Annotated in this window: 11 protein-coding genes; 7 read left to right on the top strand and 4 right to left on the bottom strand. The window is 67.8% G+C overall.

Annotation, left to right across the window (positions count from 1 at the left end; all coding sequences use genetic code 11):
• Positions 1-10: 10 nt before the first annotated feature.
• Positions 11-1,162: a Xaa-Pro peptidase family protein gene (locus K32_RS17150; RefSeq protein ID WP_201400685.1), complete on the bottom strand. Its 1,152-nt coding sequence runs from the start codon at positions 1,160-1,162 to the stop codon at positions 11-13.
• Positions 1,163-1,388: 226 nt separating this feature from the next.
• On the opposite strand from K32_RS17150, the gene K32_RS17145 reads away from it, so the two are divergent.
• From K32_RS17145 to K32_RS17135, 3 genes are all read left to right on the top strand, one after another.
• A complete protein-coding gene (locus tag K32_RS17145; protein ID WP_244669566.1) occupies positions 1,389-1,706 on the top strand; it encodes an MliC family protein in 318 nt (105 codons plus the stop codon).
• A gap of 266 nt (positions 1,707-1,972) precedes the next feature.
• Positions 1,973-2,638: an HAD-IA family hydrolase gene (locus K32_RS17140; protein ID WP_244669565.1), complete on the top strand. Its 666-nt coding sequence runs from the start codon at positions 1,973-1,975 to the stop codon at positions 2,636-2,638.
• A 218-nt stretch (positions 2,639-2,856) separates the two neighbouring features.
• A complete protein-coding gene (locus K32_RS17135) occupies positions 2,857-4,485 on the top strand; it encodes a GMC family oxidoreductase (protein WP_201400684.1) in 1,629 nt (542 codons plus the stop codon).
• Between the two features lie 988 nt (positions 4,486-5,473).
• On the opposite strand, the gene K32_RS17130 is transcribed toward K32_RS17135, so the two are convergent.
• Complete coding sequence (locus tag K32_RS17130; protein ID WP_201400683.1) at positions 5,474-6,265, bottom strand: SDR family NAD(P)-dependent oxidoreductase; 792 nt, start codon at positions 6,263-6,265, stop codon at positions 5,474-5,476.
• A gap of 583 nt (positions 6,266-6,848) precedes the next feature.
• Between K32_RS17130 and K32_RS17125 the strand changes: the two genes are divergently transcribed.
• A complete protein-coding gene (locus K32_RS17125; protein ID WP_201400682.1) occupies positions 6,849-9,176 on the top strand; it encodes a molybdopterin-dependent oxidoreductase in 2,328 nt (775 codons plus the stop codon).
• A gap of 61 nt (positions 9,177-9,237) precedes the next feature.
• On the opposite strand, the gene K32_RS17120 is transcribed toward K32_RS17125, so the two are convergent.
• Positions 9,238-10,149 carry a hypothetical protein gene (locus K32_RS17120; protein WP_201400681.1) on the bottom strand — a complete coding sequence of 304 codons (912 nt, stop codon included), beginning with the start codon at positions 10,147-10,149 and terminating at the stop codon, positions 9,238-9,240.
• 290 nt (positions 10,150-10,439) lie between these two features.
• Here K32_RS17120 and K32_RS17115 point away from each other — a divergent pair, with 290 nt between their 5' ends.
• A complete protein-coding gene (locus K32_RS17115) occupies positions 10,440-10,832 on the top strand; it encodes a PRC-barrel domain-containing protein (RefSeq protein WP_201400680.1) in 393 nt (130 codons plus the stop codon).
• A 127-nt stretch (positions 10,833-10,959) separates the two neighbouring features.
• Positions 10,960-12,414, top strand: a complete 1,455-nt coding sequence (locus tag K32_RS17110) for a PAS domain S-box protein (RefSeq protein WP_371812701.1) — start codon at positions 10,960-10,962, stop codon at positions 12,412-12,414.
• 6 nt (positions 12,415-12,420) lie between these two features.
• On the opposite strand, the gene K32_RS17105 is transcribed toward K32_RS17110, so the two are convergent.
• The gene (locus K32_RS17105) at positions 12,421-12,792 is read right to left on the bottom strand and encodes a response regulator (RefSeq protein WP_371812700.1); all 372 of its coding nucleotides are present in this window, start codon (positions 12,790-12,792) and stop codon (positions 12,421-12,423) included.
• Between the two features lie 395 nt (positions 12,793-13,187).
• On the opposite strand from K32_RS17105, the gene K32_RS17100 reads away from it, so the two are divergent.
• A complete protein-coding gene (locus K32_RS17100; protein ID WP_201400679.1) occupies positions 13,188-16,355 on the top strand; it encodes an autotransporter domain-containing protein in 3,168 nt (1,055 codons plus the stop codon).
• Positions 16,356-16,487 lie beyond the last annotated feature (132 nt).

Raw genomic sequence — 16,487 nt, 5'->3', positions numbered from 1 at the left:
GATCACAGATCTAGACGATCGTGAACTCGCGCGGATAGCGCGTCAGATAGTCGAAGCCCGTCTCGGTGACGACGATGGAATCGCCGATCCGCGCGCCGAAGGTGTTGGCGATGGTGATGCCGCCGTCCACGGCGAAGGTCATGCCGGCCTGCAGCGACGTCTTGTCGCCGCGCTTCAGCTGCGGCTCCTCCAGATAGGAATAGCCGATGGCGCGGCCGGTACGGTAGGCGAGGCCGAAGCCGGCCGACCGGTACACCTCCTCGGCGGCGGCGTGCACCTCCTCGGCGATCGCGCCGGGGCGGATCTCGGCCAGCGCCGCCTGCTGCGCCCGGACGACCGTCTCATAGGTGTGCTGCTGTTCGTCGGTCGCCGAGCCCAGGAAGAATTCGCGATCGAAGCCGAGCTTGAACTGCTTGAAGGTCGCCATGCCGCAGAAGCAGAAATAGATTGGGTCGCCCTTCCGGAGCGGCTTCACCGTCGAGCGGCGATGCACCATGCAGGTTTCCCAGCCGGATTGCAGGATCTGAAGGTTGTAGATGGTCGGCGAGACCAGCGCGTCCTCGCCATTGTCGGCCAGGAAGCGGGCCGCGCGGCGCGTGCCGGCCGCGAGGACGGCGAGCGCCAGCTCATATTCCGGCACGCCCTCGGCGATCGCGGCGCGGCCGCCTTCCACCATCGCCACGGCGACCTCGCCGGCCTGGTGCATGGTGGCGATCTCTTCCGGCGACTTGATCGAGCGCAGCGTGCCGATCACGCGCGAGACGTCGCGCCACTCGGCGTCGAGGTTCAGCGTCTGCAGGACGGTCGTGACGCGCGGGTGGGTCTTGAAAGTCTCGAGGCCGATGACCCGATAGGGCTTGCCGGCGAAGATCGCCTCGACATGGCGCGGCCATTCGCCGTCGATGCCGTCGGTCCATTCGCGCACGTCCTCGATCGATCCGAGCCGGCGCGCCAGCTCGGCCTCCATCGCCGGGGTGATGAGGGTGGGGGCGCCGAGGCGCGGGATGACCAGCAGCGTCGCCCGGTCATACTCCATCCCGAGATAGCCCCAGAAGCCCGAGAAATAGTAGATCGAGTCCGCGTCATGCAGCACGGTGACGTCGATGCCGTCCTCCGCCATCCGCCGCTGGAACTCGATCGTTCTCGCCTCATGCACCCGCATCGCATCCTCACTTCATCGAACCGGAGATCGGGTTCTTAAACACGACAAAATCTACAAATTCAATCGAGTATAAAAGCAGCCGGATACCGCCTTTTCCGGGAAGGTGAAGAAGGTCTGGACGTCGCCGTCCGGATGGCTATCGTTGGGAAGTTGCTGACTTTACAGCGAAAACCGGCCCTTCGTCGCTTTGTTGGGCTTTGTCGGATATCCCGGAGCGGAGAGTTTCATGCAGTTCCACCATCGCGGCGTCGTTCTGGGGCTGGGTTTCGCGTCGATGTTCGTAGCGGTCGACGCGGCCTCGGCGGCCGATTTCGACTATCGCTGCGAGGACGGCACCGCGCTGACGGCGACCTTCAGCCCGCCCTCGCCGGAAGGCAGCACCGCGCAGCTGGTCTTCGCCGATGGGCGGACCCTCGTCCTGCCGCAGGTCGTCTCCGCCGATGGCGGCCGCTACCAGAAGGACGACGTCGAGTTCTGGATCAAGGGCAAGGGCGCGATGCTGACCGTCGCCGGCAAGCTGACCAACTGCACTACCGCGGACTAGGTCCGAGCAGACCCTCACCCCGACCCTCTCCCGCCGGCGGGAGAGGGGGCGCGCCGAACCCGGTCGATCGGTATCCGGATCAATGCAGCGCGCGGAGAAAAAGCCCTCGCCCGCTTGCGGGAGAGGGTTGGGTGAGGGCCTTTCTTGCTTCTCGTGCGGCGCGATTTTCCCGCCGGCGGGGCTGACAGCCCGGGGCTGGCGGCGTAAGGGGAAGCCGCTCGCAGCCGTGCCGCATGCGCTTTCCCCGCCGCCAAGAGGTTTTGGAAATGACTGAGATTCTGTTCGGTGGACGATCGTTCGCCGCGTTCCAGTTCGACATGGACGGGACGTTGCTCACCTCGATCGAGGCGGCCGAGCGGGTCTGGACGCGCTGGGCGACGCGGCACGGGCTCGATGTCGAAGCCTTCCTGCCGACCCTGCACGGCAAGCGCGCCATCGACACCATCCGCCAGCTCGCTCTGCCGGGCGTCGACGCCGATGCCGAGGCCGAGGCGCTGACCCGCGACGAGATCGACGACGTCGATGGCGTCCGCGAGATCGGCGCGGCCGGCGCCTTCCTCGCCTCGCTGCCGCCGGATCGCTGGGCGATCGTCACCTCGGCCCCGCGCGCCCTGGCGCTCGCCCGGCTCGGCGCCGCCGGCCTGACGCCGCCCGCCGTCTTCGTCACCGCCGACGACGTGACGATCGGCAAGCCCGCGCCGGATTGCTACCTGCTGGCGGCCGAGAGGCTCGGCGTTTCGGCGTCGGACTGCCTCATCTTCGAGGATGCCCCCGCCGGCATCGAGGCGGCCGAGCGGGCCGGGGCGAACGTCGTCGTCATCCAGGCGACCCATACCGCGCCGCTCGCGACCGAACACGCCTCGGTCGACGACTACGAGGCGCTGAGCGCGGCGGTCGACGGCGACGGCACGCTGCTGCTGCGGCGCGGCTGATCGCGGGGCCAAAATCGTGCCCGGCCCCTGCCGTCCCTAGGGACGGCCTCCCTGTCATGCGCTTGCTATTTGTTGGATCGCGTTTTCTTCACGCGAACCGGTAGCCACTTCGCTCGAAAACGCTCTAGCATTCCCGAAACAGGCACCGCGCCGGGAGGGAGGATCCCCGGCGCGGGACGTTCGCAGTCCGCTGCGGGCGGCCGCGAGGGAGGGAATGCATGCCGGACTATGTCATCGTCGGCGGCGGATCCGCCGGCTGCGTGCTGGCCGCGCGGCTCAGCGAGGATCCGGACGTCTCCGTCCTGCTACTGGAGGCCGGCCCGCGTGACACCGATCGCTACATCCACATGCCGGTCGGCTTCTTCAAGATCTCGGCCGGGCCGCTTTCCTGGGGCTACGAGACCGAGCCCGGCAAGGCGATCGAGGGCCGCACCATCGTCTATCCGCAGGGCCGTGTGCTCGGCGGCGGCAGCTCGATCAACGCCCAGGTTTTTACCCGCGGCTGTCCGGAGGATTATGACGCTTGGGCCGAGGAGGAGGGCTGTTCCGGCTGGTCGTTCCGCGAAATCCTGCCGCTCTTCCTTCGCTCCGAGGACAACGACACCTTCGCCGGGCCCTATCACGGCCGTGGCGGGCCGCTCGGCGTCAGCAGCGGCACGCCGCATCCGCTGACGCGCGTGTTCGTGCAGGCGGCGCAGGAGGCGGGCCTGCCCTTCACCGCCGATTTCAACGGCCTCCGGCAGGCCGGCACCGGCTATTACCAGACGACGACGCGCGGCGGCCGGCGTTGCAGCACGGCGGTCGGCTATCTGAAGCCGGCGCTCGGCCGGCCCAATCTGACGGTGCGCACCGACGTCCTGACCCGGCGGATCGTCATCGAGAACGGCCGCGCCGTCGGCGTCGAGATCGCGGGCGAGGGCGGCAGGGCGGAGGTGGTGCGGGCCGAGCGCGAGGTGCTGGTCACGGCCGGCGCGATCGGCTCGCCGAAGCTTTTGATGCTCTCCGGTATCGGCCCGGCCGCGCATCTCGCCGAGCACGGCATCGCGGTGATCCAGGACCTGCCGGGCGTCGGGCAGAACCTGCAGGATCACACCAATATCGACGTCGTTTACGAGCTCACCGGCCCCTACAGCTTCGACAAATACAAGAAGCCGCACTGGAAGCTGATGGCGGGGCTTGAGTACTTCGCCTTCGGCAAGGGGCCTGTCGCCTCGAACATCGTCGAGGGCGGCGCGTTCTGGTGGGGCGACCGGGCCGAGACGACGCCGGACCTGCAGTTCCATTTCCTGCCTGGCGCCGGCGTCGAGAAGGGCGTCGGCACGGTGCCGGGCGGCAATGGCTGCACGCTCAATTCCTATCACCTCCGCCCGCGCTCGCGCGGGTCGGTGACCCTGCGGTCGGCCGATCCGAACGACGCGCCGCGGATCGATCCCAACGCCTTCGCCGATCCCTATGATCTCGCGCGCGCCGTCGACGGCGTGAAGATCAGCCAGGAAATCATGGCGCAGAGCGCGTTCCGGCGCTTCATCCGGCGCGAGCATATTCCAGGCCCCGGCGTGCGGTCTTCCCGCGAATACCAGGATTTCGCCCGCCAGGCGGCCCGCACGGCCTATCACCCGGTCGGCACCTGCCGGATGGGGCATGGCGAGGACGCGGTCGTCGATCCGGAACTCCGCGTGCACGGCATCGAGGGTCTCCGCGTCTGCGACAGCTCGATCATGCCGCGCCTCGTCTCCTCCAACACCAACGCACCGACGATCATGATCGGCGAAAAGGCGTCGGATCTGGTGCGCGGCAACCGGACGGGCGCGGGGCAGGCGGCGCTGGGCGAGGCGGTGAGGGCTTAGGGGTTCCTTTTGGTCTCTCCGCGACGGACGTTTGGCGAGCCTCTCGACGTCATCCTGTCGAGGATCTTGCCACGCTCGCCGTCATCCCGGGCTTGACCCGGGATCCATTCAGCCGGGTTGTGTGCCGCATGGGCCTCCGAGCGCGTATCGGCATGGATCCCTGCTTTCGCAGGGATGACGGGGGAGGGAGGCCCCACGGTGTGGTCCCCAAGTGGATCTTGCCTCGCGCGCTACCCCACGCTCACCGTCATCCCGGGCTTGACCCGGGATCCATTTCCACCGGGTTGTGTGCCGTATGGGCCCCCGAGCGCGTGTCGGCATGGATCCCTGCTTTCGCAGGGATGACGGGGGAGGAAGGCCCCACGGTGTGTGGTCAAGTGGATCTCGCCTCGTGCGCTGCCCCACGCTCGCCGTCATCCCGGGCTTGACCCGGGATCCATTCAGCCGGGTTGTGTGCCGCATGGGCCCCCCCGAGCGCGTGTCGGCATGGATCCCTGCTTTCGCAGGGATGACGGGGGAGGGTTGGGCGAAAGTGGAGCCTGCATCACCGTTTGGAAGGAAGGCGATGGGATGCCTTCGACGTTGGAACGCGGTCCCCGCAACACCCTCGCCGTCATCCCGGCCCCCGTGCCGGGATCCACTGCCGCCGGGTTGGCAGACGCGTAAAGCACCGGTTCTTCATTCCCACCCTCGAACCATCATCCTGAGGTGCCCGGCGAAGCCGGGCCTCGAAGGAGGGTCCAGGGAACGCCGCCGGACTTCGTCTGCAGACCGAAATCGCCCGTTGGATCCTCCTTCGAGGCTTCGCTGGCGCGAAGCACCTCAGGATGATGGCGGGGCGGGTTGACCGGCAGGAGGGGCTGAGCCCCTTCAGGCGCTACGCATATGCCGGCGCCGAAGGGGCCGCCGGAGTGCCGGGGCCTCGCTCCCATTCCCAACCCCCGAACCAACCGACGCCGACCCGCCGATCGCCACCGCGCCAGTCTCCTCAGATCGTCTTCAGCATGCCGCCGTCGACGAAATAGGTGGAGCCGACGGAGTAGCTTGCGCGGTCGGAGCAGAGGAAGACGAAGAAATCGGCGACCTCTTCCGGCGAGGCGAAGCGGCCGATCGGCGCGTTTTCGCGGGCGAGGTTGTCGAGATAGCCCTTCCAGTCGCCGCCCTTGTCGGCGGTCAGCTGCGTCGCCGTCTTGATCCAGTCCGGCGTCAGCACGAAGCCAGGATTGATCGCGTTGACGCGGACATTGTCCTTGATGAACTCGGTCGACATCGTCTTCGACGCCATGATCAGCGCCGCCTTGGTGACGTTGTAGATCGGCTCGTACCAGAGCGGCTGCGTCGCGCAGATCGAGGCGTTGTTCAGGATGACGCCGCCGCCGCGCTTCTTCATCGAGGGCACCAGTCCGCGCGCCAGCCGGACCGCCGCCATGACGTGCAGGTCCCAGTAGAACTGCCATTTGTCGTCGGGCGCATCGAGGATCGTCTCGTTGCTGCCGGTGCCGGCATTGTTGACGAGGATGTCGGCACCGCCGAAGGCTTCCTCGGTCGCGGCCAGCAGCCGGTCGCAGCCGAGCGCGGTCGAGACGTCGCAATCGACTGCGACGACCTCAACCGGATGCGCCGCCAGGATTTCCTCGCGCGCCGCCTCCAGCCGGCCGCCGTCGCGCGCCGCGAGGACGACATGCGCGCCTTCCTTCGCCAGCCCCTTGGCGACGGCGAGCCCGATGCCGATGCTGCCGCCGGTGATGACGGCGACCTTGTCGCGCAGTCCGAGATCCATGATTCCGCCTCCCTGACGCGCCCCGGCCGCGAGGCGCCGATGGTTCCGGTCGTCGCGATCCGCCCGTTGCGGCGATCCGCTCTGGCGTGACGGCGTTGGCGCGCTCGTCAGCCGGCTGCGATCTGGCGGCCCCGCCGTTTGGACGTTCCGCAGCGACCCTCTGTGTTTTCTGGCCTCGGCTAGCTGTGCATGCAGCCTGCGGGCTGTCAATCGGACCGATCCGGGGGAGGGAAGATGCGGCGCGGGCGGGATAGGGGCTCGACTACCCTTGCGTTGGTCAGGGCAAGAAACCGGAAAAATCGCCCTGTTCCCCATGCCGCCACGTCCGGTTGACGCGCGCCGCATCCAGAGAGGCAACCGGTTCGGCCGGCGTTGGTTCCCGTTCGATCCGCCACGGGAGCAGCGCGGAAAAATGCCGCGCGTTTTCGACCCGCCCGCCGGCCGATTTTGGAACGCTTGCCCTTGCCATCCGCGCCCGCGCCCGCGATGTTTCGGGCATCGAGGACATCGCGCCGGCCGCGGCGTCGCCTTCCCCCGGGGCGCGCCGAACGAGCCCGACGAGCGATCCGATCAGAGGTGACCCATGACCGCCCGCCGCAGCTTCCAGTCGCTCGCCCATTGGGGCGCGTTCACCGCGCATGTCGAGGATGGCCGGCTGGTCGGCGTGTCGCCCTTCTCCGAGGATCCGCAGCCGAACGACCTGATCGAGGCCTGGCCCGAAATGGTCTATGCCGACAACCGCGTCCGTCGCCCGTCGATCCGGCGCGGCTGGCTCGAGACGGTCGGGCGCGGCCTGCCGCATCCGGGCCACGGCCGTGGCGATGACAGCTTCGTCGAGGTGCCGTGGGACGAAGCGCTCGAATTCGTCGGGCGCGAGCTGGAGCGCGTGCGCAGCGAGCATGGCAACGCCTCGATCTTCGGCGGCTCCTATGGCTGGGCGAGCGCCGGCCGCCTGCACCATGCCCGCACGCTGCTGCACCGCTTCCTGAGCACGCTCGGCGGCTGCACCGGCCAGGTCACCAATTACAGCTATGGCGCCGCGATGCGGCTGCTGCCGCATGTGCTGGGCTCCGAGGCGGCGGTATCGGGTCCCGTGACCGACTGGCCGGCGATCCTGGAGCATTGCGAGCGTTTCGTCGCCTTCGGCGGTATCGCCGGCAAGAACTGGAAGATCCAGTCGGGCGGCGCCGGCCTGCATCCCTATGGCGAGTGGATGGACAAGGCGGCGGAAAGCGGCATCCGCTTCACCAACATTTCACCGCTCCGCTCCGACACGGCCTCCGTGCTCGACGCCGAATGGATCGCCATCCGGCCGGGCACCGACATGGCGCTGATCCTCGCCACCGCCTGGCTCGTGCACGCGCGCGGCAAGACGGATATGGATTTCGTGACGCGCCACTGCGTCGGCTTCGACCGCTTCCTCGCCTATCTGCAGGGCGCCGAGGACGGCATCGCTAAGGATCCCGCCTGGGCGGCGCCGATCACCGGCCTGTCGGTCGAGGCGATCACGGATTTTGCCGAGAGCCTGTTCGATCGCCGCGTCATGCTGAGCGCCGCCTGGTCGCTGCAGCGGGCCGAGCATGGCGAGCAGCCCTATTGGGGCCTGGTGGCGCTGGCGGCGATGCTGGGGCAGATCGGCCTGCCCGGCGGCGGCGTCGCCTTCGGCTATGGCTCGATGAACGGCATGGGCAATCCCGTCTATGATCTGCCGATCGCCGGCATGGCGGTGCCGAAGCGGGCCGGCGACATCAAGATCCCGGTAGCGCGGATCACAGACCTGCTCCTGAAGCCGGGCGAACCCTGCGAGTTCGACGGCCGGACCTTCCCCTATCCCGACATCAAGCTGATCTACTGGGCCGGCGGCAATCCGTTCCACCACCACCAGGACCTGTTCCGCCTGCGCGAGGCGTTCCAGCGGCCGGAGACGATCATCGTGCACGAGCCGTGGTGGACGGCGACCGCCCGCCATGCCGACATCGTGCTCCCGGCGACGACCCCGCTCGAGCGCAACGACATCGGCGGCTCCTCGCGCGATCCCTATCTCTTCGCCATGCACAAGGCGATCGAGCCGGTCGGCGAGGCGCGCGACGATTTCGCCATCTTCTGCGCGCTGGCCGACAGCCTGGGCGTCGGCGAGGCGTTCCACGAGAACCGCAGCGAATCCGAATGGCTGCACCTGATCTATGACCGCTTCAGCGAGGCGATGTCGAAGCGGAGCTTCAATCCGCCTGATTTCGACACCTTCTGGGAGGCCGGCCACGTCCGCATTCCCGATCCGAAGCAGGGCTTCACGCTCTACGAGGCGTTCCGCGACGATCCCAAATCGCATCCGCTGAATACGCCCTCCGGCAAGGTCGAGATCTTCTCCGAGACGGTCGCCGGCTTCGGCTATGCGGAATGCCCCGGAATGCCGGTCTGGCGCGCGCCGTCCGAATTCCTGGGCTCGGAGCTCGCTGAGCAGTACCCGCTGCACATGATCTCCAACCAGCCGGAAGACAAGCTGCACGGACAGATGGATGCGAGCGGCCCGAGCCGCCGCAACAAGGTGCGCGACCGCGCCGGGCTGATCATGAACCCGGCCGACGCCGCCGCGCGCGGCCTCATCGACGGCGATGTCGTGCGCGTATTCAACGATCGCGGCATCTCGCTCGCCGGCCTGCGCGTCTCCGAGGACGTGATGCCGGGCGTCGTCTGCCTGCCGACCGGCGCCACCTTCAATCCGGTCTCGGACGGCAAGGGCGGGTGGATCGAGAACCACGGCAATCCGAACGCGCTCACCAAGGATATCGGCACGTCGCGCCTCGGCCAGGGTCCGAGCGCCCAGACCTGCCTGGTCGAGGTATCGCGCCACGAGCAGGAAGCGGCGCCGATTTCCGTGCTGGCGCAGCCTGAGATCGAGGCGGCCGCCTGAGCGGACGAGACAGAAAAACGCCGCCGCTTCGCAGCGACGGCGTTCATGTCACTCGTGAGCGTCATGCCTGGCGGCGGATGTCGACCACGACCTCGTTGTCGTCGCGCAGCCGACCGGCATAGGCGGCGGCGACGGCGGCGATGAAGGCGCCGACGAGGAGCGACACGACCGTCAGCAGCGCCGTCGTCAACGCGGCCTTGCGGGCGGTGTCGGCGGCTTCCTTGGCCTTCACCTTGAGCGCGTCGATCTGGGCCAGCACGTCGTTGACGCGCTTTTCGGCGTCCGCCTGCGGCAGGCCGGTGCGGCTCGCGACCATCTGGGCGAGATAGGCCTTGTCGGCGGCGGGGAACTCGCCCGCGGCCGCATCCTGGATCAGGATGCGCGTGACTTCGCTCCGCGTCGCGGCGGCGTCACCCTGCGGCGGCGGTGCCGCCTGGCCGGCATTCGGCCGGAACATCAGATCGACGAAATAGCCGGTCGGATCCGCATTGCTGGAGCCGGCCGATTGCGTCGCGCCTTGGGCAGCACCCTGCGCCGCGCCGGAAACGAGCGAAGTCGTCGTCTGGACGCCCTGCGAGACGACGGCGCCGATCGCCGACGACAGCAGCACGGCGACCAGAAGCGTCGCGACGCACCAGGCGATGAAGCCGTGCACCGTATCGCGGAAGAAGACTTCGTCGGTGTGCAGCCCCGTCCATTTGGTGCGCAGGCGGCCGGTGATGTAGCCGCCGAACGCCGAGGCGACCCACTGCATGATCACCAGCCAGATCACCGTCGAGACGGCGAAGGTGGTGGCGGAGGCGCTGCTGCCCCAGGGCGACACCACGGCGAGCCCAAGGCCGGAGCCCAGCAGGGCCATGACCAAGGTCACGGCCATGGCCGCCGCCGCACCGGCCAGGATGGCGCCCCACGATACGGCGGATTGCGACGACTCGGTCTGTGCCGATGTCGTTTCGACTTCGAGGATGGCCATTTCGTCCCCCTATCGGAAGAAGAGGGCGAGAAGAATGATAATGGGGATCGGAACCCCCAGCAGCCAGAGTAATATACCGCGTCCCATGCCAGCCTCCTGTTCGAGATTGCGCTGGAAAACGACGCTCCGCGTGATTTGGTTCCATCGCAGATTCGCGATCGGAGCGCGATCGGCGCCGCAGTGAATATTCATGGATGTTTGGAACGGAAGGAGGGGGCAGGAGAGGCTGTTCGGGAACCTTGCGACGGGCGGATGCGTTGTTTGTCGAACGCCCTTGAAAGGACCTCGATATGAACAAGCAATTGATCGCCCTGACCGTCTTCGCGGCTCTCACCGGACCCGTCCTCGCTCAGGATGCGAAACCGGCGCCGCAGGAGACGGTAGGCATCGCCAAGGTCGATCCGTCGACGATCGCCACCGGCTGGCGCGCTTCCAAGATCATCGGCTCGACGGTCGAGAACGAGAACGGCGACACGATCGGCACGGTGGACGACCTGATCCTCACCGCCGATCAGCAGGTGCCGTTCGCCATCCTCTCCGTCGGCGGCTTCCTCGGCATCGGCTCGAAGCTCGTCGCGATCTCCTATCTCGACCTCGACACGACCCAGAAGGGCAAGACGATCCTGAAGGGCGCGACCAAGGAAAGCCTGACCTCGGCGGCGGAATTCAAATATGCGGAGTGACGCTGGGGCGTATCCGGCCGGCCCCGACATTCACGAAGGATTAGCCCTGCCGGGAAGGTTCGGTTCGCGTCTTGATTTGAGGGGCATTGCGGCACCAAATTGAATCCGGGAAAGCGCGGGGAGGAGCGTGTTGGGTTCACCATTTGACGCCGCGCGGCCATTGGCCCCGTCGGTGAAAGACGATGAAGTACAGCCAGCCGAAAGCGGCGAGGCGAATCCGATCAGCGGGTTCGTCGATACGCTCCCAGCTGCGATTTACGTCGTCGACGCCACGGGGAGGATCACGGCCTACAACGAGGCGGCTTCAGCGCTCTGGGGGCGCCGGCCGGCACCGCGGGAGGCGATGTGGAGCGGTTTTCATCGACTGCTGCGCCCGGACCTGACGCCGATGCCGCTCGAGGAAAGCCCCGTCGTCACGGCCCTCCGGGAGGGACGGGCGATCGTCGCCGCCGAGGTGATCGCGGAGCATCCGGACGGCAGCCGCGGCTTCTACCTCTCCTATCCGAAGCCGTTGTTCGATGCGGAGGGGCGGGTCACCGGCGCCATCGACATGCTCGTCGACATCACGGAGAAGAAGCGCAGCGACCTCTCCGCCGCGCGGCTGTCGGCGATCGTCGAATCCTCGCACGACGCCATCGTCAGCAAGGACCTGAACGGCATCATCGCGACCTGGAACAAGGGCGCCGAAGCGCTGTTCGGCTACAAGGCGGAGGAGGTCATCGGCAAGCCGATGACGATCATCATCCCGCCCGATCGCCTGGACGAGGAACCGGCGATCCTGGAGCGGATCCGGCGCGGCGATCTCGTCGATCATTTCGAAACCGTGCGCCGGCGCAAGGACGGCAGTCTCGTCGATATCTCGCTGACGATCTCGCCGGTGAAGGACCCATCCGGCGTCATCGTCGGCGCATCGAAAGTGGCCCACGACATCACGGAGCGTCGGGTCGCCGAGGAACAGCAGCGGCTGATCCTTCGCGAGATGAGTCACCGCATCAAGAACCTGTTCGCCATCGCCGGGTCGATCCTCGCGATGAACGCCCGTGTCGCCGAAACGCCGGCCGAGCTGGCGAGATCGGTGCGCCAGCGCCTCGACGCGCTGACGCGGGCGCATGAACTGACGCGGCCGGGACTGATCGACGAAAATGGCGTCGCGCGCAGCGGCGCCAGCAGTCTGAGGGAGCTGCTCGAGGCGATTTTCCTGCCCTATGTCGCCGAGAGAGACGGCAGCATCCGGACGGCTCAAATCCATCTCGACGGCGAGGATGTGCGTGTCGGCGCTGGCGCCGTTTCCAATCTCGCCCTCGTCTTCAACGAGTTCGCCACCAACGCCGCCAAATATGGCGCGCTGACCGCCGAGGGCGGACGCGTCTCCATTCGCTGGACGGTGGAGGACGACAAGGTCCGCGTGCTGTGGCAGGAGGCCGGCGGCCCGGCGATCGAGCAGCCGCCGGTTCGCCGGGGTTTTGGCAGTACGCTGGCAGATCGCATCATTGCGGGCCAGCTTGCCGGAACGCTGGAGCGCGAATGGCAGCGCGACGGCCTGCGTCTGCGGCTCGAACTGGACCGCGCCAGGCTCGGCTGAAAGAGGCTAACCCGTCATCCGCCAGAGCGCTTCCGACACCGTCTGGATGTCGTATGGCTTGGTGAAGAAGGCGCATTCGGACGGCAGCAGGTCGGGCTTGGGCGACTGGTGGCCCGAGACGAGCACCAGCTTGACCGGCGGCCAGCGTTCGCGAACGGCATGCGCGAGACGGATACCATCCATCGATCCCGGCATGTCGATGTCCGTGAACAGGATGGTGATTTCCGGATGGGTTTCCAGAAGCTTGATGGCCTGGTCGGCGTTGGCGGCTTCGAGGACCGTGAAGCCGGCATCGCTGAATTCGTCCGCCGTCGCCATCCGGACCAGTCCTTCGTCCTCGACGACGAGGACGACAGGGGGCGTTTTTCTACTCGTCACGACAAAGAGCCCGGCATTATCACCCTCACGTCGCCGCCTCGATCTCCGATACGCACGATCGAAGTACCCCTGGGCGACTTATTCCCATCCAACGTGATGCCCGCATCATCGTTCCCATTCCGTTACGGCATCTCCATGCCGCGGGCCGGCATTCTCTGCCTTGATCCCCCGGTGCTGGTTTCTTCTTCCTTAACCCACCGGCACTTCGCCCCGAAACGCGGGAAAATCAACCGCTTGTTAACCATAGTTTAAGCCGCGTCGAGGCAGTTTCGCGGAGGCTCCGGCGGCTCTCCAGCGGCCGGACGGCAAGGGGTTTGGGGCGCGGAATGATGGTTCGGGGCGGTTGCGGATCGGGTCGGTCGGCGGGGGACGAGACGCGTCCTTCCGCCAGGCGCTTGCGCCGGCTCGCCCTCGGCGCCGCGCCGCTCTGGCTCGGCCTGGCGCTGCCGGGCGGCGCGCTCGCGGCCGAGACAACGGTCTATGACGGCACGCAGTCGGCCGGCTCGGCCGAGATCACCGCCAACCAGGGCGACGCCGTGATCTTCAACGACCAGAGCACGGCGGGTCAGGCCAACATCATCAACAATTCCGGCAGCAGCACGAGCTTCAACGACGAGAGCACGGCCGGCTCGGCCTTCCTCACCAACAATGGCGGCAGTCTGACCTTTTCCGGCGACAGCTCCGCCGGCGGGGCCACCATCGTCAACAATGGCGGCGGCACGCTTGGTTTTTCCGGTAATGCCAGCGCCGCCGGCGCGATCGTCACCAACAATGGTCGCACGCTCTTCAACGAGAATGCGACGGCCGGCGGCGCCACCTTCGTCACCAATGCGAGCGGCGTGCTGACTTTCGCCGACAACGCCACGGCCGGCACCTCGATCCTCACCGTCAACGGCCGGATGGAGTTCGAGAATACGAGCTCGGCCGGTGGGGCGGAGATCACCAACAACCAGACCGGCATCGTCGACTTTCTCGACGCCAGCTCGCTCGGCGCCGCCCGGGTCAACAACAGCGGCGAGCTCAATTTCTCCGGTACGAGCGGCGCCGGCACGGCTGTGATCACCAACAACGCGACGGGCGCCATCGTCTTCGCGGGCTCAAGCTCGCTCGGCGAGGCGACCTTGTTCAACAATGGCGCCGTCACCTTCAAGGGCAACGCGACCGCCGGCGAGACGCAATTCGTCGTCAACAATGCCGGCGGCTCCATCCAGTTCCTCGAGACGAGCACCGCCGGCAGCGCCCGGCTCGTCAATGACGGCACGCTCGCCTTCGCCGGCGCCAGCTCCGCCGGCTCGGCCGACCTGATCAACAACGGCTCCGGTTCGATCCGCTTTTCCGGCACCAGTACGGCCGACCAGGCCACCATCAACAATGGCGGCTCGCTCGCCTTCTCCGGCCAAAGCTCGGCCGGTTCGGCGAAGATCACCACCGGGCCGGGCGGGGTGACGACCTTCGCCGACGCCGCATCCGGCGGCACGGCGAGCCTGCAGATCGACAAGGACCCGGTGTCCGGCGTTGCCGGAACCGTCGATATCTCGCAGGTGACGACCGGCTCGATCGGTGTCGGCTCCATCGCGGGCGCGGGAAATCTGCGCCTCGGCGGCAATCAGCTGACGGTCGGCAGCAACAACCTCGCCACCACCTTCGCCGGCGCCATTACCGATGGCGGCATCGGCGGCGGCAAGGGCGGTTCGCTGGTCAAGGTCGGCACCGGCACCCTCGAGCTCGGCGGCACCAGCAGCTATACCGGCCGCACCGAGATCCGCGAGGGCACGCTGCAGGCGGGCGCCGACGACGCGCTGGCGCATCACTCCGCCTTCACGGTCGCCGACGGGGCGACGCTCGATCTCGCCGGCTTCAAGGCGACGATCGGCTCACTCGCCGGCGCCGGCGCGGTGACGCTGAACAATGTCGCGAGCGAGCTCCGCGTCGGCGGCGACGACACCTCGACGGTCTTCTCCGGCATGATCTCCGGCGAGGGCGGGCTGGTGAAGTTCGGCTCCGGCACGCTGGCGCTGACGGCGACCAATTCTTACCAGGGCACCACGACGGTCACGGGCGGCACGCTCCGGGTCGATGGCGACATCTCCACTTCCGCCAGCGTCGTTGTCGGCGTGGGCGGCACGCTGAGCGGCACCGGCACGGTCGGTCCCGCCACCATCGCCGGCGTGCTGATGGGCGGCGACGGCGTCGCGCCGGGCACGCTCAAGGTCAAGGGCACGCTGGTGCTCGAGGAGAGCTCGACGCTGCGCACCGTCGTCAACGGCACCGGCATGGGCGCGGTGGCGGTCGAAGGCGACGTCCAGCTCGACGGCGGCAGCCTGCGGCTCGCGGTCTCGGCCGTGCCGCTGCAGGTCGGCACCTCCTACACCATCCTTTCCGCCACCGGGCAAATCACCGGCACGTTCGGCAGCACCTTCTCCGACTACGCCTTCCTCGACCCGACGATCGACTACAACCTCGCCTCCGTCGCCATCACGCTCGACCGCAACGCCACCAGCTTCGCCTCCGTCGGCGCGACGCCGAACCAGAGGGCGACGGGCGGCGCCGTCGAGAAGCTCGCGAGCGGCAATCCCGTCTACGATGCCGTGCTGACCCAAGACGTCGCCGGCGCCCGCGCGGCCTATGACAACCTCTCCGGCGAGATCCACGCCACCGCGCTCGGCAGCCTGCAGGCGCAGAGCGAGCAGACCCGGGCGACGCTGCTGAACCGGATGCGCAATGCCGGCTGGGTCGAGGGCTATACGCCCTGGATGACCGGCTATGGCGCCAGGACCGATTTTGACGGCGACGGCAACGCGGCCGGCGGATTGCGTTCCTCGGCCGGCATCATGGCCGGCATCGACCGCACCACCGACAATTTTCGCGTTGGCGTCGCCTTTGGGGCGGACAAGGGCAAGGTCACGGTCGACGAGCGCGCCAGCAAGGCCGACATCGATTCCTACGTCCTCGCCGGCTACGGCCAGTGGAACCAGGACCAGTGGCGCGTGCGCGGCGGCGCGGCGATGGCGCTGCACCAGCTCGACGTCGAGCGCCGGATCGACGTCGCGCCGCTTAGCGGCACGGCGAAGAGCCAGTATGACGGCTGGACGGCGCAGGCCTTCGGCGAGCTCGGCTATGTCGTGCGCTTCGGCGCCAGCGAGGTCGAGCCGATGGCCGGTCTCGCCTGCGCCCGGAGCGAGCTCGACGGCTTCAGTGAGGACGGGGCGGGCGCCGCCAGCCTCTCCTCCGACGGCTCCTCGCTCTCCGGCTGCGTCACGACGCTGGGCCTGCGCGCCGGGCATCGCTTCGCCCTCGACAACGGGCTCTGGATCCGGCCGCGCATCGCCGCGGCCTGGTCGCATTCGCTCTCGGGCACGACGCCGGTCCTCGACATGGCGTTCGCCGGCGGCGGCCCGTTCCAGATCGCCGGCATCGGCGCCGCCAAGGATGCCGCGACGGTCGACGCGGGCGTCGATTTCGGCATGGTGCACGGCGCCAGCGGCTTCCTGAACTATGCCGGCCGCTTCGCGGCGGGCGAGGACAGCCACGCCGTCCAGCTCGGCGTGCATATTTCGTACTGAGGGCGGGACTCACCGCTCCATGAGAGCTCGGCCATCATCCTGAGGTGCCCGGCGGAAGCCGGGCCTCGAAGGAGGGTCCAGGGAACGCCCTTCTGCAAACCGGATGTCCTGCTGGAGCCTCCTTCGAGGCTT

Origin of the sequence: Kaistia sp. 32K (assembly GCF_016629525.1) — a bacterium.
In the GTDB taxonomy this organism is placed as follows: domain Bacteria; phylum Pseudomonadota; class Alphaproteobacteria; order Rhizobiales; family Kaistiaceae; genus Kaistia.
The sequence above is the reverse complement of the archived record's forward strand: the minus strand, read 5'-3'. Positions and strand labels throughout refer to the sequence as shown.